20 protein-coding genes are annotated in these 18615 nt (G+C 69.4%); 16 read left to right on the top strand and 4 right to left on the bottom strand.

The features are described from left to right. Nucleotides 1–12: 12 nt before the first annotated feature. The 4 genes from QWJ38_RS12005 to QWJ38_RS11990 are packed head-to-tail and all read left to right on the top strand — an operon-like array spanning nucleotide 13 to nucleotide 1943. Nucleotides 13–126: a cytochrome oxidase small assembly protein gene (locus QWJ38_RS12005; RefSeq protein WP_290359321.1), complete on the top strand. Its 114-nt coding sequence runs from the start codon at nucleotides 13–15 to the stop codon at nucleotides 124–126. A gap of 23 nt (nucleotides 127–149) precedes the next feature. After that, nucleotides 150–761, top strand: coding sequence for a cytochrome c oxidase assembly protein (locus QWJ38_RS12000; RefSeq protein ID WP_290359320.1), 612 nt, complete (start codon nucleotides 150–152; stop codon nucleotides 759–761). Nucleotides 762–808: 47 nt separating this feature from the next. Then, complete coding sequence (locus QWJ38_RS11995) at nucleotides 809–1006, top strand: DUF2970 domain-containing protein (protein ID WP_290359791.1); 198 nt, start codon at nucleotides 809–811, stop codon at nucleotides 1004–1006. Between the two features lie 40 nt (nucleotides 1007–1046). After that, a complete protein-coding gene (locus tag QWJ38_RS11990) occupies nucleotides 1047–1943 on the top strand; it encodes a cytochrome c oxidase subunit 3 (protein WP_290359319.1) in 897 nt (298 codons plus the stop codon). Nucleotides 1944–2120: 177 nt separating this feature from the next. On the opposite strand, the gene QWJ38_RS11985 is transcribed toward QWJ38_RS11990, so the two are convergent. After that, complete coding sequence (locus QWJ38_RS11985; RefSeq protein ID WP_290359318.1) at nucleotides 2121–2333, bottom strand: DUF2909 domain-containing protein; 213 nt, start codon at nucleotides 2331–2333, stop codon at nucleotides 2121–2123. A 27-nt stretch (nucleotides 2334–2360) separates the two neighbouring features. Between QWJ38_RS11985 and QWJ38_RS11980 the strand changes: the two genes are divergently transcribed. From QWJ38_RS11980 to QWJ38_RS11960, 5 genes are read left to right on the top strand one after another with little or no spacing between them, the layout of a single operon-like run. Further along, nucleotides 2361–3092, top strand: a complete 732-nt coding sequence (locus tag QWJ38_RS11980) for an SURF1 family protein (RefSeq protein ID WP_434063974.1) — start codon at nucleotides 2361–2363, stop codon at nucleotides 3090–3092. Further along, nucleotides 3046–3753 (top strand): SCO family protein, encoded by a 708-nt coding sequence (locus QWJ38_RS11975; protein WP_290359316.1) that lies wholly within the window; start codon nucleotides 3046–3048, stop codon nucleotides 3751–3753. Before QWJ38_RS11980 ends, QWJ38_RS11975 begins: the two co-directional genes overlap by 47 nt. Nucleotides 3754–3765: 12 nt before the next feature. Further along, nucleotides 3766–4896: a COX15/CtaA family protein gene (locus tag QWJ38_RS11970; RefSeq protein ID WP_290359315.1), complete on the top strand. Its 1131-nt coding sequence runs from the start codon at nucleotides 3766–3768 to the stop codon at nucleotides 4894–4896. A 39-nt stretch (nucleotides 4897–4935) separates the two neighbouring features. After that, nucleotides 4936–5844, top strand: coding sequence for a heme o synthase (gene cyoE / locus QWJ38_RS11965; RefSeq protein ID WP_290359314.1), 909 nt, complete (start codon nucleotides 4936–4938; stop codon nucleotides 5842–5844). Beyond that, nucleotides 5844–6446: an SCO family protein gene (locus QWJ38_RS11960; RefSeq protein ID WP_290359313.1), complete on the top strand. Its 603-nt coding sequence runs from the start codon at nucleotides 5844–5846 to the stop codon at nucleotides 6444–6446. The genes cyoE and QWJ38_RS11960 overlap by 1 nt, the downstream gene beginning before the upstream one ends. Before the next feature lie 74 nt (nucleotides 6447–6520). Here QWJ38_RS11960 and rpoH read toward each other — a convergent pair whose 3' ends face one another. The 3 genes from rpoH to ychF all read right to left on the bottom strand — a co-directional run bounded on the left by rpoH (nucleotide 6521) and on the right by ychF (nucleotide 11903). Beyond that, nucleotides 6521–7441, bottom strand: coding sequence for an RNA polymerase sigma factor RpoH (rpoH, locus tag QWJ38_RS11955; protein ID WP_434063973.1), 921 nt, complete (start codon nucleotides 7439–7441; stop codon nucleotides 6521–6523). Between the two features lie 163 nt (nucleotides 7442–7604). Next, nucleotides 7605–10766 carry a CHASE domain-containing protein gene (locus QWJ38_RS11950; RefSeq protein WP_290359311.1) on the bottom strand — a complete coding sequence of 1054 codons (3162 nt, stop codon included), beginning with the start codon at nucleotides 10764–10766 and terminating at the stop codon, nucleotides 7605–7607. A gap of 45 nt (nucleotides 10767–10811) precedes the next feature. Further along, nucleotides 10812–11903 (bottom strand): redox-regulated ATPase YchF, encoded by a 1092-nt coding sequence (gene ychF / locus QWJ38_RS11945; protein ID WP_290359310.1) that lies wholly within the window; start codon nucleotides 11901–11903, stop codon nucleotides 10812–10814. 88 nt (nucleotides 11904–11991) lie between these two features. Here ychF and QWJ38_RS11940 point away from each other — a divergent pair, with 88 nt between their 5' ends. From QWJ38_RS11940 to QWJ38_RS11910, 7 genes are all read left to right on the top strand, one after another. Next, nucleotides 11992–13104, top strand: coding sequence for an FAD-dependent monooxygenase (locus tag QWJ38_RS11940; protein WP_290359309.1), 1113 nt, complete (start codon nucleotides 11992–11994; stop codon nucleotides 13102–13104). 28 nt (nucleotides 13105–13132) lie between these two features. Then, nucleotides 13133–13849 carry a DsbC family protein gene (locus QWJ38_RS11935; RefSeq protein ID WP_290359308.1) on the top strand — a complete coding sequence of 239 codons (717 nt, stop codon included), beginning with the start codon at nucleotides 13133–13135 and terminating at the stop codon, nucleotides 13847–13849. A 30-nt stretch (nucleotides 13850–13879) separates the two neighbouring features. Continuing rightward, nucleotides 13880–14338: a DUF3429 domain-containing protein gene (locus tag QWJ38_RS11930; RefSeq protein WP_290359307.1), complete on the top strand. Its 459-nt coding sequence runs from the start codon at nucleotides 13880–13882 to the stop codon at nucleotides 14336–14338. A gap of 10 nt (nucleotides 14339–14348) precedes the next feature. Beyond that, the gene (locus tag QWJ38_RS11925) at nucleotides 14349–16109 is read left to right on the top strand and encodes a M61 family metallopeptidase (RefSeq protein WP_290359306.1); all 1761 of its coding nucleotides are present in this window, start codon (nucleotides 14349–14351) and stop codon (nucleotides 16107–16109) included. Beyond that, nucleotides 16094–17236, top strand: a complete 1143-nt coding sequence (locus QWJ38_RS11920; protein WP_290359305.1) for a DUF3108 domain-containing protein — start codon at nucleotides 16094–16096, stop codon at nucleotides 17234–17236. Before QWJ38_RS11925 ends, QWJ38_RS11920 begins: the two co-directional genes overlap by 16 nt. Continuing rightward, nucleotides 17233–18021, top strand: coding sequence for an enoyl-CoA hydratase (locus QWJ38_RS11915; RefSeq protein WP_290359304.1), 789 nt, complete (start codon nucleotides 17233–17235; stop codon nucleotides 18019–18021). The genes QWJ38_RS11920 and QWJ38_RS11915 overlap by 4 nt, the downstream gene beginning before the upstream one ends. Nucleotides 18022–18185: 164 nt before the next feature. Beyond that, nucleotides 18186–18584 (top strand): DUF4148 domain-containing protein, encoded by a 399-nt coding sequence (locus tag QWJ38_RS11910; RefSeq protein WP_290359303.1) that lies wholly within the window; start codon nucleotides 18186–18188, stop codon nucleotides 18582–18584. Nucleotides 18585–18615: the final 31 nt, after the last annotated feature.

Raw genomic sequence — 18615 nt, 5'->3', positions numbered from 1 at the left:
AGGAGAGACGAGATGTTGACGCCCGAACAACGCAAGAGCAACCGGCGCCTGGCGCTGGCCCTGGTCAGCGTCGCCCTCGTCTTTTTCCTGGGCTTCGTCACCAAGATCGCGCTCTACGGTTTCTGAGCGAACGCCGCCGCCCGCCCACCATGAAGATCCGCGCCACGCTGGCCTCCGCTCTGCGCAGGGACAACCTGCTGCTGACGGGCAAGCTGTGCGTCGTCGTCGTGCTGATGGCGGGCTTCGGCTATGCGCTGGTGCCGCTGTACAACGCCGTCTGCACCGCGCTGGGTATCAATGTGCTGTCGCTGTCCGAGCGCCAGCATGCGCTGCGCGCCGACGACGTCAAGAACACCCAGGTCGACACCAGCCGCAGCATCGAGATCGAGTTCGACGCCAATGCGCGCGGCCCCTGGGAGTTCAAGCCGGCGGTCAGCCATATGACGGTGCACCCGGGCCAGCTGGCGACGGTGATGTACGAGTTCCGCAATGTGCAGGACCGTCGGATGTCGGCCCAGGCGATCCCGAGCTACGCGCCGAAGCAGGCCACCGCGCATTTCAACAAGCTGGAATGCTTCTGCTTCAACGAGTACACGCTGGCGCCGGGCGAGGCCAAGCAATGGCCGGTGGTGTTCGTGATCGATCCCAAGCTGCCCAAGGACGTCAAGACGATCACCCTGTCCTATACCTTCTTCGAGGTGGCGGGCAAGGGCGGCAAGCAGGCCGCCGTCGTCGGCGCGAAGCCGGGAGACAAGTCGTGAGCGAGTTCAGGCCCGGCCAGGATCTGAAGGACGCGGCCCAGCGGCCGATGTCCTTCGTGCAGACGGTCAAGGCGATCGCCTGGGCCTTCTTCGGCGTGCGCCGCGGCGCCGGATATGAAGAGGATGTGGCCAAGCTGAACCCGGTGCATGTGATCATCGCCGGGGTGATCGCGGCCGTTTTATTTGTGCTGGTTCTGGTGCTGCTGGTCCAATGGGTGATCGGCAGCGGCGTGGCCGGCAGCTGAGAGTCAGGCAGAACTGTTTTTAGGTTCGAGGAGAAGAGAAATGTCGGCATCGACAGCAACGCAAGCAGCGGGCGGAAAAGCCCCTTACTACTTTGTGCCAGGGCCATCGCGGCATCCGGTGATGGCCGCCATCGGCCTGTTCTTCGTGATCCTCGGCGCCGGCCAGTGGATCAACGGCCATCAGTGGGGCATGTACTCGCTGATCTTCGGCCTGCTGTGGTGGGCCTTCGTGCTGAAGCAGTGGTTCGGCGACGCGATCCGTGAGAGCGAAGGCGGCCAGTACAGCGAGCGCATCGACATCTCCTACCGCTGGAGCATGGGCTGGTTCATCTTCTCCGAGGTGATGTTCTTCGGCGCCTTCTTCGGCGCGCTGTACTGGGCCCGCCTGCACGCGGTGCCGAATCTCGGCAGCCTCGAGAACGCGATCCTGTGGCCGGACTTCAAGGCCCTGTGGCCCAGCGTCGCCGCTGGCATGACCGCCTCGCCGGCCAATATCGTCGAGCCCTTCGCGACCATGGGCCCGTGGCCGCTGCCGACGATCAATACCGCGCTGCTGCTGACCTCGGGCGTGACGCTGACGATCGCCCACCACGCCATCCTCGACGGCAAGCGCGGCAAGACGATCGCCTTCATGTGGATCACCGTGATCCTGGGCATCATCTTCCTGGTCTGCCAGGGCATCGAGTACCACCATGCCTATACCGAGCTGAACCTCAAGCTCAGCTCGGGCATCTTCGGCTCGACCTTCTTCATGCTGACCGGCTTCCACGGCTTCCACGTCTTCGTGGGCATGCTGATGCTGCTGTTCATCACCCTGCGTCTGCACAAGGGCCATTTCACCAAGGACCGCCACTTCGGCTTCGAAGGCGCCGCCTGGTACTGGCACTTCGTCGACGTCGTCTGGCTGGGCCTGTACGTCGTCGTCTACTGGATGTAAGGATGCTGCCCCTCGCCCGCGGGTACGCGGGCGGTCCCCCGAGGGGACGCCGATCATTGCCGGGCTTGCCCGCCAATGACATCGGCTCAAGTCGCCCTTGGGGCGGCCCGGCGGGCGACTTGAGGGACAAAGCAAAAGCGCCGCATCGAGCGGCGCTTTTGCTTTCCTCGAACTCAATTAACGTTGCGGGACGCTGAAGCCGGTCGGCTGGACCCAGCCCATGTAATAGCTCAAGAGGATGAACAGGAACAGCGCCACCGACACGCCGATGCGCACCGTCAGCGCGCGCGCCATATTGCGCGGGCCGCGCTTGTTCCTAAGCATGAAGAAGCCGGCGGCGGCCAGTGCCGCGAGGATGACGAAGATGGCGATCAGGATGACGATTCTCATGGACGGCGATTATCCGCCGCGCCCCGCATGAGCGGCGTGACGTGCAGGCGCGGCCTCATCGTGCTGCTGGCCGCCTTGCTGGCCGTCGCGCTGACGGCGCGGCTCGGTATCTGGCAGCTCGACCGTGCCGCACAGAAACGGGCCTTGCAGGCGGCCATCGACGCGCGCGGCGCGCAGGCACCGCTGGCCGCGACCGAACTCGATGCGGCGGCCGAGGCTTCGCAGCTGCACCGCCGCGTGCGGCTGCGCGGCCATTGGCTGGCCGAGCGGACCGTCTTTCTCGACAACCGGCCGATGGACGGGCGTTTCGGCTTCTACATCGTCACCCCGCTGCGCCTCGAGGGCCGTGCGGAAGCGATCCTGGTGCAGCGCGGCTGGCTGCCGCGCAATGCGCAGGACCGCAGTCGGCTTCCCGCGCTGGCGACGCCGGCCGGCACGGTCGAGATCGAGGGCCGCCTGATCGCCGCGCCCTCCCGGCTTTACGAGTTCGAAGCGTCGGCCTCGGGTCCGATCCGGCAAAATCTCGGCGCCGCCGCCTATGCGCAGGAGACGGGGCAGCCGCTGCTGCCGCTGACGGTGCTGCAGACCGGGCCGGCCGGCGGCGAGGATGGTCAGTTGCTGCGCGACTGGCAGCCGCCCGATCTGGGCCTGCAGAAGCACTACGGCTACGCATTTCAATGGTTCGCGCTGAGCGCGCTATTTCTGGGTCTTTATGTCTGGTTCCAACTCATCCGCCCGCGACGCCGCGCCGCCGCTTGAAAGCCCGGTGGCGCTGACCGTGCACAGCCTGCCCGATCCGGCGCTGTCGGCGCAGAAGCGCCGCGGCCGCTGGGGCATGCTGATGGTCATCATCGTCTGCGCCGCGCCGGTCATTGCCTCCTACTTCAGCTTCTATGTGCTGCGCCTGTCGGGCAATGCCTATGGCGAGCTGATCATGCCCACCGTCGACATGCCGGCGCAGCTGAGCCTGACGGACCTGGCCGGCCAGCCGGTGGCCGCCGAGTCGCTGAAGGGCCAGTGGCTCTTGACCGTCGTGCAGGAGGCCGGCTGCGACGCCGGCTGCGAGAAGCAGCTCTATGCGCAGCGCCAGCTGCGCGAGATGCTGGGCAAGGAACGCGACAAGCTCGACAAGCTGTGGCTGATCCCCAGCGACGGCCCCGATGCGCCGCCGCTGCGGCCCGAGCTGCAGCAGGCGGTCAGCCAGGGCGTGCCGGTGACGGTGCTGCGCGCGCCGCGCGCGCAGATCGAGGCCTGGCTGAAGCCGGGCGCCGGCCACGCGCTGGCCGAGCACTTCTATCTGATCGATCCGATGGGCCGCTGGATGCTGCGCTCGCCGGCCGCTCCGGACCCCAGCAAGGTCAAGAAGGACCTGGATCGCCTGCTGAAGGCCAACGCCGGCTGGGACCGGCCGGGCCGCTGAGGCGCAGAGACGATGACCGTCGCGGCCTACGATCTTTCGCCCGTCTGGCAGTTGCTCGGCTTCGGCGCGCTGCTCGGCGCCGGGCCGTTGCTATGGCTGCGCCTGCGCTCCCGGGCGGCCACAAAGCAGGGCCGGCTGCGCGCCTTGACCCTGCTGACCCTGTTCCTGACCTTCGACCTGATCTTGTTCGGCGCCTTCACGCGCCTGAGCGACTCGGGCCTGGGCTGCCCCGACTGGCCGGGCTGCTATGCGCAGTCCAACCCGCTGGCGGCGCATGCGCATATCGAGGCGGCGCAGCAGGCGATGCCGACCGGCCCGGTCACCCATGGCAAGGCCTGGGTCGAGATGGTGCATCGCTATCTGGCCAGCGGCGTCGGCTTCCTGATCCTGGTGCTATGCGTGATGAGCTGGAGAAATGCGGCCCCTCGCTCGCGAGTACGCGAGCGGCCCCCCGAGGGGGCGGGCGCGGCGCCGGCCGTCTCGCCCTGGTGGGCGACCGTCACCCTGGTCTGGGTCTGCCTGCAGGGCGCCTTCGGCGCCTTGACGGTGACGATGAAGCTGTTCCCGGCCATCGTCACCCTGCATCTGCTCTGCGGCCTGGGCCTCTTGGTGCTGCTCGCCTGGCAGGCGCAGGGCTATGAGCCGCGGCCGCTGGGCCTGAGCGCCGGCCTGCGGGCGGGGGCCTGGGGCCTGTTCGCGCTGACGATCGCGCAGATCGCCCTGGGTGGCTGGGTCAGCACCAATTACGCGGTGCTGGCCTGCGATGCCTTCCCGCAGTGCCACGCGGGCCAATGGTGGCCCGAGATGGACTTCGAGCATGGCTTCACCATCTGGCGCGCGCTGGGTGTCGGCGCCGACGGCGGCTGGCTGCCCTTTGCCGCGCTGACGGCCATCCATATGACGCACCGCGTCGGCGCCGCCATCGTCTTCGGCGCGCTGGCGCTGCTGAGCTGGCGGCTCTGGCGCGCCGGCCCCGAGGCGCGCGTCTGGGCCGTGCGCCTGCTGCTGGTGGCCGGCTGGCAGCTGGCCAGCGGCCTGTCGAACATCGTGCTGGACTGGCCCATCGTTGCCGCGCTGGCCCATACCGGCGGCGCCGCCATGCTGCTGACCGTCCTGAGCTTTCTGCTGGCGCGTGCGCGATAGGCCCGCGCCGGCACCTGAATACCGATACCCTTCGTTCCTATGGCTTCCACCTCCACCGCCACCCATGCGCCCATGTCCTCGCGCTGGCAGCAGTTCTACCAGCTGACCAAGCCGCGGGTCGTGCAGCTGATCGTGTTCTGCGCCGTCATCGGCATGGCGCTGGCGATTCCCGGCCTGCCCAGCGGCGCGCAATGGGGCGTGATCGTCGCCGCCACCGCCGGCATCTGGCTGGTGGCCGGCGCGGCCGCTGCCTTCAACTGCCTGGTCGAGGAAAAGATCGACGCCAAGATGAAGCGCACCGCCTGGCGCGCCACCGCCAAGGGGCAGCTCAGCCATGCGCAGACGCTCTCCTTCTCGGTCGCGCTGTGCGCGGTCGGCTCGGCCATCCTGTGGTTCTACGTGAACCCGCTGACCATGTGGCTGACCTTCGCCACCTTCGTCGGCTATGCGGTGATCTACACGGTGATCCTGAAGCCGCTGACGCCGCAGAACATCGTCATCGGCGGGGCGTCCGGCGCGATGCCGCCGGTGCTGGGCTGGGCAGCCCTGCGTGGCGAGGTCGGCCCCGAGGCGATGCTCTTGTGCCTGATCATCTTCCTGTGGACGCCGCCGCATTTCTGGGCGCTGGCCCTGTACCGCACCGAGGACTACCGCAAGGCCGGCCTGCCCATGCTGCCGGTGACCCATGGCGCCGACTACACCAAACTGCAGATCGTCCTCTACACCTGGATCCTGCTGGCGGCGACGCTGCTGCCCTTCCTGACCGGCATGAGCGGCTGGTTCTACCTGATCGCCGCCGTCGTGCTGGGCCTGGCCTTCTGCGCCCATGCGATCAAGCTCTGGCGCCATTACAGCGACGAGTTCGCGCGCAAGACCTTCTGGTTCTCGATCTGGTATCTGTCGCTCTTGTTCGCCGCTCTGCTGATTGACCATTACCTGCCGGCCTGATGATGAAAAAACGCCTTTTCCTTCTCGCCCTCGCGGCCAGCCTCGGTCTTGGCCTCAGCGCCTGCGACAAGCTCGGCGCCTCGCGACCGGCCTTCAAGGGCGTGGACCTGACCGGCGCCGACTATGCGCGCACGCTGAACCTGACGGACCAGGACGGCCGCGCGCGCAGCCTGGCCGACTTCAAGGGCAAGGTCCTCGTCGTGTTCTTCGGCTACACCCAATGCCCGGACGTCTGCCCGACGACCATGGCCGAGCTGGCCGAGGTCAAGCGCTCGCTGGGCGCCGAGGGCGAGCAGGTGCAGGGCGTCTTCGTCACCATCGATCCCGAGCGCGACACGCCGGCGCTGCTGAAGGCCTATCTGGGCAGCTTCGACAAGAGCTTCGTCGCCCTGCGCGGCAGCGAGGAGCAGACCAAGGCGGCGGCCAAGGAGTTCAAGGTCTTCTACGCCAAGGTGCCCGGCAAGACCGAGGGGACCTACACGATGGACCATACGGCCGCCAGCTTCATCTTCGACAAGCAGGGCCGCGTGCGTGTCTTCAGCCGCTACGGCTCGGGCGCCCAGGCGCTGGCCGACGACGTCAAGCTGCTGCTGGCCGAATAGCGCTCGGGCCTTGGCCTTCCGGCCATGAAAAACGGCCCCGCGGGGCCGTTTGTCTTTTGAGGCGAAGCGATCGATCAGTCCGCCGTCAGGGCCTTCTTCATCTTCTTCATCGCCGCGACCTCGATCTGGCGGATGCGCTCGGCCGACACGCCGTATTCGGCCGCCAGTTCGTGCAAGGTCATGCCGCCCGAGCTGTCGTCGTTGACCTTCAGCCAGCGCTCCTCGACGATGCGGCGGCTGCGCGGGTCCAGCGCTTCCAGCGCGCGCTGGATGCCGTCGCCGGCCAGCGCGTCGCGCGCCTGCGATTCGAGCACGCGGGTCGGCTCCTGGGTCTCGTCGGCCAGATAGGCGATCGGCGTGTAGCTGTCGCCGTCGTCATCGGTCTGCGGCTCCAGCGCGACGTCACCGCCCGAGAGGCGCGTCTCCATCTCGAGCACCTCCTCGCGCTTGACGTTCAAGGTCGTCGCCACATGATCCAGCTGCGCCTCGGTCAGGCTGGCGCGGTGCGTCATGTCGTCGCTTGCCGCCTCCTTCATGCTGTGCTTCATCGAGCGCAGATTGAAGAACAGCTTGCGCTGGGCCTTGGTCGTCGCGACCTTGACCATGCGCCAGTTGCGCAGGATGTACTCGTGGATCTCGGCCTTGATCCAGTGCATCGCATAGCTGACCAGGCGCACGCCCTGGTCTGGGTCGAAGCGCTTGACGGCCTTCATCAGGCCGACATTGCCTTCCTGGATCAGGTCGCCCTGGGGCAGGCCGTAGCCGAGGTACTGGCGCGAGATCGACACGACCAGGCGCAGGTGCGAGAGCACCAGCTTTCCGGCCGATTCCAGATCGCCGCTGTCGCGCAGCTTGCGGGCCGAGGCGTTCTCTTCCTCGGCGCTGAGCAGCGGCAGGCGATTGACGGCCGAGATGTAGGCGTCCAGATTCCCCAAGGACGGCACCAGCGACCAGGGGTCGCGTACCGTCAAAGAAGCAGAGGTCGACATCGTCATCACTTTCTTTCGCAGAACCGAACCCTTGCGGGTTCCATGGAGATGAATATTAGCACTCCCTGGACAAGAGTGCTAAGCGCCGAGGGCTATTTGACGAAGCAAGGCTGTGTAATGCTTTAGAGAGAAGCGCTTGCTAACTTTATTGGGCCGGGCCGGCTGCTGCTCAGGCTCCTTGCGCTTCCAGCAGCCGGTCCAGCAGGCGCAGCAGCTCGCGCATATCGACCGGCTTGGTCAGATAGTGCTGCACGCCGGCGGCCCGGCAGGCCTGCACCTGGTCCGGCAGCGCATTGGCCGAGACCACGACGACCGGCAGCGCCGCCTCGGACAGCACCGCGCGCAGCCGCTTCAGCACCGCCAGCCCGTCCAGATCGGGCAGCTGCATGTCCAGCAGCAGCAGGTCCGGCGGCTCGGCCAGGACCGCCTGCAGGCCGGCCAGGCCGCTGGTGTGAACTTCCAGTTCGATCTGCGGCCGCTGCTCGAGGATGCCACGCATGACCTCGGCATTCATCGCGTTGTCCTCGATGTAGACGACGCGGCGCCGGCCGGCAAAGGCCGGCGCGCTGTCGGCGGCGGCGACCGGCTGCGGTGCGGCGGCGGCCTCGGCCGCCGGCAGGCGCAGGACGAAACTGGAGCCGCGGCCCGCCACGCTGCTGGCGCGCAGCTCGCCGCCCATCAGCTCGGCCAGGCGCTTGCTGATCACCAGGCCGATGCCGGTGCCGGCCGTCTCGCTGTGCTCGCGGCCGAGCCGGTTGAAGGGCTGGAAGAGCGCGCCGAGTTGCTCGGCATCGAGGCCGAGGCCGGTGTCGCTGACGCTGATCTCCACGCAGTTGGGCGCGTCGGCCGGGCGGTGGCTCTCGACCGTGATGCTGCCGCCCTCGACGTTGTACTTGACCGCATTGCTGAGCAGATTGGTCAGCACCTGCTTGACCCGGGTCGCGTCGCCATGGGCAAAGCGGGCCTGCCCGCCCAGCGCGCGGGTCAGCGTCAGCCGGCGCGCGCGCGCATCGCCCTCGATCAGCGCGGCCGCCTCGTCCAGCAGCGCGGCCAGGTTCAGCCGGGTCGGCTCCAGGCGCAGCGCGCCGGATTCGATGCGCGACAGGTCCAGGGTGTCGTTGATCATCTCCAGCAGATGCCAGCCGGCCTGCTGGATCTGCGCGGTGCGGCTGCGCTGACGCGGGCTGAGCCGTTCGCCGGCGTCCATCTCGAGCAGCTGGGTGAAGCCCAGCATCGCGTTCAGCGGCGTGCGCAGCTCATGGCTCATGCGCGACAGGAACTCGTTCTTGGCCCGGTTGGCCGCCTCGGCCTGCTCGGCCGCCTGCGCCAGCTGCTGCATCTTCAGCTGGTCGGCGATGTCCTCGACGACGCCGACCAGCCGGTGCGGCCGGCCGTCGCTGCCGCGCAGCAGCGAGACGACCGCGCGCACCTGCAGCTCACGGCCATCGGGCGTGCGGTAGCGCTTGTGGCGGTGGTAGACGCCGATGCGGCCGCGCATCAGCAGCATCGCCAGCCGCGTGTCCTCGGCTTGGTCGTCCGGATGCGTGATGTCGAAGGTGCGCATCTGCTGCAAGGTCTCGGCCGGCAGGCCGATCAGGCGGCAGAACTGCGGATTGACCTCTTTGATGCCGCCGTAGACGTCGGTGAAGATCACGCCGACCGGTGCGTTGTCGAAGATATTGCGGAAGCGCAGCTCGCTCTCGCGCAGGGCCTGCGCCGCCTGCTCGCGCTCTGCGATCTCGCGCTTGAGCTCGGCGGTGCGGGCGCGCACCTGGTCCTCGATGCGGCGCGCCCGCCCGGTGACGACCAGCAGCAGCACGCCCAGCAGGCCGGTGCAGACCAGGCCCACCAGCGCGAAGGGCCAGCTGCGCGACTGGTCCATGCGCAGGCCGCTGCTCGCGTAGACGCGGATGTCCCAGTCGCGGCCGCCGAACTGCACCGGGCGCCGGCGCTGCGTGTCGCCGGGCTGGGCGGTCGCGAGCTCGCAGCCGGTCGGTCCGGCCAGGCGCGGGCGCTGCGCCAGCGGATCGCGGTCGACCAGGCACAGCCGCAGACCGGCCGGCAGCGCGATCCGGGCCAGCAGCTGATCGGGCCGCAGGGTGGTGAAGACGACGCCGGCCAGCGCGCGTGCGCGCTCGTCGGCATCGCGCGGCTGGCCCTCGTAGAAGGCCTGGTAGACGACGACGCCGGTGGCCTCCTCGCTGTCCTGCGACAGCTGGAAGCCGGCCGTCGCGGCCGGGCGGCCGTTCTGCAGGGCCTGGGCCAGGGCGCTGCGCGCGACCGGCACCGAGCGGATGTTCACGCCCAGCGCGCCGGCATTGCGCGCCAGCGGCTCGATCAGCCGGATCGCCAGCATGTCCTCGCCGGCGGGCGGCTCGACATCGCCGGGCCGGCGGCGGTCGCGGGCTTTGAAGTCGGCCAGGCCCTCGGCGCGCGCGGCCGCATCGAAGGCCGGCAACGCCTGGCGCGCCACCCGGCGCGCGACGCCGATCGCCCGCAGCGCGCTGTCCGGCGCCAGATAGCTGGCCGTGCCGCGCTCGAAATCGCTCCGGCTCAGATGCGGCGCGACCAGCAGCAGGCCGCGGCTGGCCTCCAGCGCCATCAGCGGTTCGCGCAGCAGGCCTTCCATCGCGTTGCCGGCATTGAGCGCCTCGCGCTCGAAATTGGCGCGCGCGCGCTGCGCGTCCCATTCGGCCACCGCCAGCGTGCCCAGCGCCATCAACACGATGGTCAGCAGCATGGGCAGGCCGACGCTCAGCCGCCGCGGCGCCCAGGCCTTGCGCGGCCGGCCGAGCAAGGTCAGCACCATTGGCGCCGCGATCAGCACGCCCATGGCGTCGCCCAGCCACCAGGACAGCCAGTTGCCGAGGAACTGCTCGGCCGTCAGGGCGCCGGTCGCCCGCAGGGTCAGGCAGGCGATGGTCGGGTTGATCAGGCAGGCCAGGCCGGCGCCCAGCGCGAAGAACTTGGCCAGGTCGCGCGGCTCGGTCAGCAGCAGCGGCTGCGACACCCAGCGCCGCACGGCCCAGGCGCCGAACAGCGCCTGCAGCGCGGCACCGACGCCGATCAGCGCCGGCGCGAGCAAGGCCGGCTGGCCGCGCTCGATGCTGAGCAGCATGTTGACGACCAGCGAGCCCAGCAGCACGGCCGGGAAGTAGCGCAGGCCCAGGCTCAGCAGCGCCGCCAGCGCCAGGCCGGCGGCCGGGTAAAGCGGCGAGGCATAGCTGGGCGGCACCGCCAGCCGCAGGCCCAGCACGCCGAAGGCGATATAGGCGAGCGTCAGGCCCAGGCTTTGGGCCAGATACCAGAGCAGCTTTCTTTTCGGGAGCATCTCGCCCCAGCGTACAGCTTTGGTGAGCCGGACCGGTCGGTGCTTTTACACGTTGAAGAGGAAATGCAACACGTCGCCGTCCTTGACGACGTAGTCCTTGCCCTCGGCGCGCATTTTTCCCGCGTCCTTGGCGCCTTGCTCGCCCTTGTAGGCGATGAAGTCCTCGTAGGAAATCGTCTGCGCGCGGATGTAGCCGCGTTCGAAATCGGTGTGGATCACGCCCGCCGCCTGCGGACCGGTGTCGCCGATATGGATGGTCCAGGCGCGCACTTCCTTGACGCCGGCGGTGAAGTAGGTCTGCAGGCCCAGGAGCTTGAAGGCGGCGCGGATCAGGCGGTTCAGGCCCGGCTCGTCCTGGCCCATCTCGGCCAGGAACAGCGCACGGTCCTCGTCGCCCATGTCGGCCAGCTCGGCCTCGGTCTTGGCGCAGATCGCGACCACCGGGCCGTTCTGGGCGGCGGCGTATTCCTTCAGGCGGTCGAGGAAGGGGTTGTTCTCGAAGCCGTCCTCGGCGACGTTGCCGACGAACATGGCCGGCTTGGCCGTGATCAGGCACAGCGGCTTCAGGATCGCCAGTTCTTCCTTGCTGAAATCGATCGAGCGCACCGGCCTGGCCTGGTCCAGCGCCGCCTGGCACTTCTCCAGCACCTTGACCAAGGCGATCGCCTCCTTGTCACCGGCGCGCGCCACCTTGTTGTAGCGGTGCAGGCTCTTCTCGACGGTGCCGAGGTCGGCCAGGCACAGCTCCGTCTGGATCACCTCGATGTCGGCGATCGGGTCGACCTTGCCGTTGACGTGGATCACGTTCGGGTCGTCGAAGCAGCGCACGACGTTGACGATCGCGTCGGTCTCGCGGATGTGCGAGAGGAACTGGTTGCCCAGGCCTTCACCCTTGCTGGCGCCGGCCACCAGGCCGGCGATGTCGACGAACTCGACCACGGCCGGCATCACCCGCTCCGGCTTGACGATGTCCGCCAGCGCCTGCAGCCGCGGATCGGGCAGTTCGACCACGCCGACATTCGGCTCGATCGTGCAGAACGGGTAGTTCTCGGCGGCGATGCCGGCCTTGGTCAGCGCATTGAAGAGGGTGGACTTGCCGACATTGGGCAGGCCCACGATGCCGCATTTGAGGCTCATGGAGGAGGACTTTCTGGGGAGCGGGAAGGGGCTTGCGGCATCGGCCGCCAGCCAAAGCAGCGATTTTAGTCGCCCCTACAATGCCCGCATGAAAAGCTATCAGGTTCTGGTCCGCGGCAGCGGCTGCGTCGGCCGCGCGCTGGCGTTGGCGCTGGGCGCTCAGGGCCTGCGCGTGGCGCTGCTGGGCAGCGAGCAGCCGACCGCGGCCCAGCGCGAGGATGTGCGCACCTATGCCTTGAACGCCGCCTCGGTCGCGCTGCTGCGCGAGCTGAAGGTCTGGGACTCGCTGCCGCCCGATGCGCGCACGCCGGTCCACGATATGGCGGTGGCCGGCGACGAGGCCGGTTCCCTGCTCGAGTTCTCGGCCTGGCAGCAGGGCGTGGCCGAGCTGGCCTTCATCGTCGACGCGGCCGAGCTCGAGCAGCAGCTGGCCGTCGCCCTGCGCTTCGCCCCCCATGTGCACCGCGTCGATGCGCCGGTGCCGGCCGAGCTGGTGGCCCTGTGCGAAGGGCGCGACTCGCAGGCGCGCGCCGAGCTGGGCGTGCGCTTCGAGCCGCTGGCCCGCGGCCAGCGCGCGATTGCCGCGCGCCTGGTCGCCGATCAAGCGCACCGCGGCATCGCCCGCCAATGGTTCCGCGCGCCCGACGTGCTGGCCCTGCTGCCCTTCGACCGACCGCAGCCGCAACATGCCTATGGCCTGGTCTGGTCGCTGCCCGAGCAGCGCGCCAATGATTTGCTGGCGCTCGACGACGCGGCCTTCGAGGCCGAGCTGAACGAGGCCAGCGGCGGCGCGGCCGGCCGGTTGAGCCTGGCCAGCGGCCGCGCCTCCTGGCCGCTGAGCCTCGCGCGCGCCGAGCCGCTGCTGGGCCCGGGCTGGGTGCTGCTGGGCGACGCCGCGCACACCGTCCATCCGCTGGCCGGCCAAGGCCTGAACCTGGGCCTGGCCGATGTGGCGGCGCTGGCCGAGGTGCTCCGCCGGCGCGAGGCCTGGCGGCCGCTTGGCGACGAGCGCCTGCTGCGCCGCTACCAGCGCGAGCGCCAGGCCGCCACCTGGGCCATGGGCGAACTGACCGATGGCCTGCTGCGCCTGTTCGCCAGCGAAGCCGCGCCGCTGCGCAGCCTGCGCAACCAGGGCCTCAGCCTGCTGAACGCCCTCCCTCCGCTGAAGCGCTGGCTGACCGGCCGCGCGCTCGGTGTCTGAACAAGCCTCTGCTGCCCGACCTACCACCATGAACCCGCTTCGCGCTCTTCCCGTCCTGTTGCTGGGCCTCGCCTCCTTGGCCACCCAGGCGAACGAGGCGGTCATCCGCAAGAATCTGGCCGATCGCCTGGCCGGCGCGCCCAAGATCGACGAGGTGCGACCCTCGCCGATCACGGGCCTGTGGGAGATCCGCATCGGCAACGAGATCCGCTACACCGATCCGGCCGGCAACTACCTGATCGAGGGCGATCTGATCGACCTGAAGACGCGCCGCAATCTGACCGAGGAGCGGGTCGAGAAGCTCAACAGCGTCGATTTCGCGACCCTGCCGCTGAAGGACGCGATCGTCTGGAAGAACGGCAAGGGCACGCGCCGCATCGCCGTCTTCGCCGATCCGAACTGCGGCTACTGCAAGCGCTTCGAGAAGGCCCTGCAGGGCGTCAAGGACATCACCGTCTACACCTTCCTGATTCCGATCCTGGGCGGCGATTCGCCGGACAAGGCGCGCGCGATCTGGTGCGCCAAGGAGCCGCAGGCCGCCTGGCAGGCCTGGATGCTGGAAGGCAAGGCGCCGGTGAAGCCGATGGGTGCCTGCGACGACGCGGTGCTCGAACGCAATCTGGCGCTGTCGCGCAAGATCCACGTCACCGGCACGCCGGCCATCCTCTTCGAGGACAGCTCGCGCGCGCCCGGCGCGCTCAGTGCCGAGCAGCTCGAACGCCGGCTGCAAGGCATCAAGTCCTGACCCTTTCCAGCAACCAAGTCCGAATCCCGCATGTCCTCCGTCGTCGGCGCCACCGCGCTGCCCCTGAATCCGCATGCGCTGCGGCTGGCCCATGCCGGCCTGGCGCCTTTCGTCGTCGGCGCGGCCCTGATCTGGCTGATCGGCGACCGCAATCTGGACGCCCATGGCTTTGCGACCTTCGCGCTGTCGGCCTATGCCTCGCTGGTGATCTCCTTCCTGGGCGGCATCCACTGGGGCCTGGCCTTCCGGCAGACCATCCCGTCGCCGCAGCCCTTCGTCTGGGGCATCGCGCCGCTGCTGCTGGCCTGGATCGCCGTGCTGATGCCGGCCTATGCCGGCCTGGCGCTGCAGGGCGCGCTGCTGGTGCTGGGCTATCTGCTCGACCGGCGGCTCTATCCGGTCCTGGGCGCCTCGGCCTGGCTGACCCTGCGCTTTCGGCTCAGCGCGATCGCGGCGCTGAGCTGCTTCCTGGCTGCCGCGGGCAGCTGAAGCAGCCACCATGGCCGAGATCCGCTATCGCGTCGAAATCGAGGATGCGCGCAGCCACTGCTTCGTCGTCACGCTGACGATTCCGGCGCCGGACACCGAGCAGATCGTCAGCCTGCCGGCCTGGATCCCGGGCAGCTATCTGCTGCGCGAATTTGCCCGCCACCTGAACGATCTGCGCGCCAGCCAGGGCGGGCAGCCGCGCGAGCTCGCGCAGCTCGACAAGGCCACATGGCGCATCCGCTGCGCGGGCCGCGCGGCGCTGCGCCTGCGCTACCGCGTCTATGCCTTCGATACCTCGGTGCGCGCCGCCTATCTGGACGCGCAGCGCGGCTTCTTCAATGGCAGCAGCCTCTTGCTGCGCGTGCACGGCCGCGAGACCCAGCCGCAGGCACTGGAGCTGGGTCGCCTGCCGACCGGCTGGCAGCTCGCCACCGCCATGCCGGCGACCGGCGCGCGCCGCTACCGCGCGGCCGACTACGACGAGCTGGTCGACCACCCGTTCGAGCTCGGTCCCTTCTGGCGCGGCCGTTTCGACGCGCACGGCGTCGAGCATGAATTCATCGTCGCCGGCGCGCTGCCGGTCTTCGATGGCGAGCGCCTGCTGGCCGATGCGCGGCGCATCTGCGAGACGCAGATCGAGTTCTGGCATGGCAGGCGGCGCGATCGCGAGGCGCCGCCCTTTCAGCGCTACACCTTTCTGCTGAACGCCGTCGACGAGGGCGGCGGCGGCCTCGAGCACCGCGCCAGCACCGCGCTGATCGCGCCGCGCCGCGACCTGCCGCGGCTGGGCCAGGGCGAGGCCGGCGACGGTTATGTGAGGCTCTTGAGCCTGATCAGCCATGAGTATTTCCACAGCTGGAACGTCAAGCGCCTGCGCCCGGCCGAGTTCGCGCAGATCGACTACACGCGCGAGAACTACACCGAGCTCCTGTGGTTCTTCGAGGGCTTCACCTCCTATTACGACGAACTGCTGCTGCTGCGCGCCGGCCTGATCGACCTGCCGCGCTATCTGAAGCTGCTGGCCGCCAATGTCAGCAGCGTGCTGGCCGCGCCGGGCCGCAAGCAGCAAAGCCTGGCGCAGAGCAGCTTCGATGCCTGGGTGCGCTACTACCGCCAGGACGAGAACACGCCCAACAGCACGGTCAGCTACTACGCCAAGGGCGCCTTGCTGGCGCTCGCGCTGGACCTCAGCCTGCGCAGCGGCTCAGACGCCAGAGCCGCCAGCAGCGTCGACGCGCTGATGCGCCGGCTGTGGCAGCGCAGCGGCGGCGGCCCGGTCTCGGAGGCCGACATTCTGGCCGGCGTCGAGGCGCTCGGCGGCGCGGCGCTGGCGGGCCAGCTGCGCGACTGGGTGCATGGCACCGAGGACCTGCCGCTGCCGGCGCTGCTGGAGCGCTTCGGCGTGCAGTGGCGCGACGAAAAACCGAATCTGGCCCAGCGCCTGGGCCTGCGCGTCGCCGAAGGCGGCAACGGCGTGGCGATCAAGCAGGTGCTGGCCGACTCGGCCGCGCAGGCGGCCGGCTTCTGCGCCGGCGACGAGATCATCGGCTGCAATAGCTGGCGGCTGCGCCGGCTCGACGAGGCGCTGCTGGGCCTGAACCCGGCCGCGCCGGGGCGGCTGCGCTTTCTGCTCGCGCGCGATCAGCGCCTGCTGGAGCTGGATGCCGAGCTGCCGTCCGTGCGGCCGGGCATGGCGCCGGTCGCGCTGGGCCCGGCCGACAGGCCGCCCGCCCGGGCGCTGGGCCTGCGCCGCGCATGGCTGGGCGGCTGAGCCCGGTCCGGAGGCCCGCCGGCGCGCTGGCGCTGCTGGCGCTGCCGGTGCTGCTCGTCCATGGCTGGCTGGCCGAGACGGTGCAGCGGCAAATGCAGCTGGCCGAGGATGCTAGCAGCACGACACCGCCCCCGCCGCGGCTGCAGGTCGCCTATCTGCGCGAGATGAGGCCGAGCGCGCCGTCGGCGCCGGCCAAGCCGAGGCCGCAGCCCCGGTCGCGTCCCGAGCCGGCCGCGCCGCCGGCCCGGCCGGCCTCGGCGCCCGAGAGCGTTCAGGCTCAAGCCGAAGCCGAACCCGCGGCCGCCAGCGAGCCCGAGCTCACCGCGGCGGTGGCCGCTTCCGCGCCGGCCGCCGAGCCGCCGCTGGCCGCCGCCGAAGCGGCCGCCGGTGCGGCGGCTGCCGCCAGCGAGGAGGCCGGCGAGCCGGGCCCGGAATGGCCGCTGTCCACCAAGCTGAACTACCGGCTGACCGGCAATTACCGCGGGCCGGTGCATGGCGATGCGCAGGTCGAATGGGCGCGCCAGGGCCGGCACTACCAGGTCCATCTCGAGGTGGCCATCGGCCCCAGCCTGGCCCCGCTGATCACGCGGCGCATGAGCAGCGACGGCCTGCTGGGTCCGCAGGGCATCGCGCCGCGCCGCTACGACGAGGACACCCGCGTGCTGTTTGCCGCGCGCCGCCAGGCCAGCGTGCTGTTCCAGGGCGAGCAGCTGACCCTGGCCAATGGCCGGGTCGAGCCGGCGCCGGCCGGCGCGCAGGACGCGGCCAGCCAGTTCGTGCAGCTGACCTGGCTGTTCCTGACCGGGCGCGAGCCGCTGCGCGCCGGCCATGTGGTCGAGCTGCCGCTGGTGCTGCCCAAGCGCCAGTACCGCTGGCGCTACGAAGTGCTCGGCGAGCAGCAGCTCGATACGCCGCTGGGCCCGCTGGCCACCTGGCATCTGAAGCCGACGCGCGCCGCCTATGGCGGCGACCTGAGCGCCGAGGTCTGGCTGGCGCCCAGCCTGCAATACCTGCCGGTGCGGCTGCTGATCCGCCAGGGCGAGGAGAGCCATGTGGACCTGGTGCTGAGCCGGCCGCCGCTGCAGGAATCTATAGTTCCGCCATCTGCTAAGGAGACGTCCCCATGACTTACGAATGCATCCTCACCGAGCTGCGCGGCGAGGGCCCGCGCAAGACCGGCCTGATCACGCTGAACCGGCCCAAGCAGCTGAACGCGCTGAACGACCAGCTGATGGACGAGCTGGGCCAGGCGCTCCTGGCCTTCGATGCCGACGACGGCATCGGCTGCATCGTCCTGACCGGCTCCGAGCGCGCCTTCGCCGCCGGCGCCGACATCCCGACCATGCTGCCGCACACCTTCATGAGTGCCTTCAAGAGCGGCCTGATCTCGAAGAACTGGGAGACCATCCTGCAGGTGCGCAAGCCGGTGATCGCCGCGGTGGCGGGTTTTGCGCTGGGCGGTGGCTGCGAGCTGGCGATGATGTGCGACTTCATCATCGCCGCCGACACGGCCAAGTTCGGCCAGCCCGAGATCAAGCTGGGCATCATCCCCGGCGCCGGCGGCACCCAGCGCCTGCCGCGCGCGGTGGGCAAGAGCAAGGCGATGGACATGCTCTTGACCGCGCGCATGATGGACGCGGCCGAGGCCGAGCGCGCCGGCCAGGTCTCGCGTGTCGTGCCGGCCGATCAGCTGATGACGGAAGCGCTGGCCGCGGCCGAGACGATCAACGGCTTCAGCGGTCCCTCGGTGATGCTGATCAAGGAGCTGGTGAACCTGGCCTTCCAGGGGCCGCTGAGCGACGGCGTCAAGGTCGAGCGCCGCTACTTCCATGCGCTCTTCGGCAGCGACGACCAGCGCGAGGGCATGGAGGCCTTCCTGGCCAAGCGCAAGGCGGAATTCAAGAACAGCTGAGGACGGCCTCGCGCGATTGTTCGCGTTTTCCAAACGGTCACTTCAATTTTTCCTGGTGTTTCTACCTAGTTTCGCTGCCTACAGTTGAGCCCATGGACAAGGTCAAGCAGTCGACCGAATCCAGCAACCCAACCCCAGGCAAGGCCTGAAGCAAAGGATCCACCATGAAGAAGTCGCTGACCGCTGTTTCCCTGATCTCCGCCGCCCTGCTGTTCGGCGGCGCCGCAATGGCCCAGGACAATGGCTCCGCCAAGACCCGCGCCCAGGTCATCGCCGAACTGCAGCAGGCACGTGAAAGCGGTGAGGCGACCGCCATCACCGAGCAGGGCTTCGGCTTCCCGAGCGCCGCCGCCAAGCCGGCCGCCGCCGCCACGGCCAAGGCACCGGCCGCCAAGACGGCGCCCGCCGCTGCCGGCAAGAGCCGCAGCGAGGTCGTCGGTGAGCTGCAGCGCGCCCGTGCCAGCGGCGAGCTGTTGGCGCTGCAGCAGCAGGGCGGCCCGAGCAGCGGCGCGGTGCTGACGAACGCGCGCCTGAGCGGCGACCCCATCGTGGCCGGCAAGTAAGCGAGCGAACGAGCCCCAAAGAGAAAGCGGC

Source organism: Roseateles violae (assembly GCF_030410485.1).
Taxonomy (GTDB): domain Bacteria; phylum Pseudomonadota; class Gammaproteobacteria; order Burkholderiales; family Burkholderiaceae_C; genus Roseateles_D; species Roseateles_D violae.
Note: the sequence above shows the minus strand (reverse complement) of the source record. Positions and strands in the feature narration are given on the sequence as shown.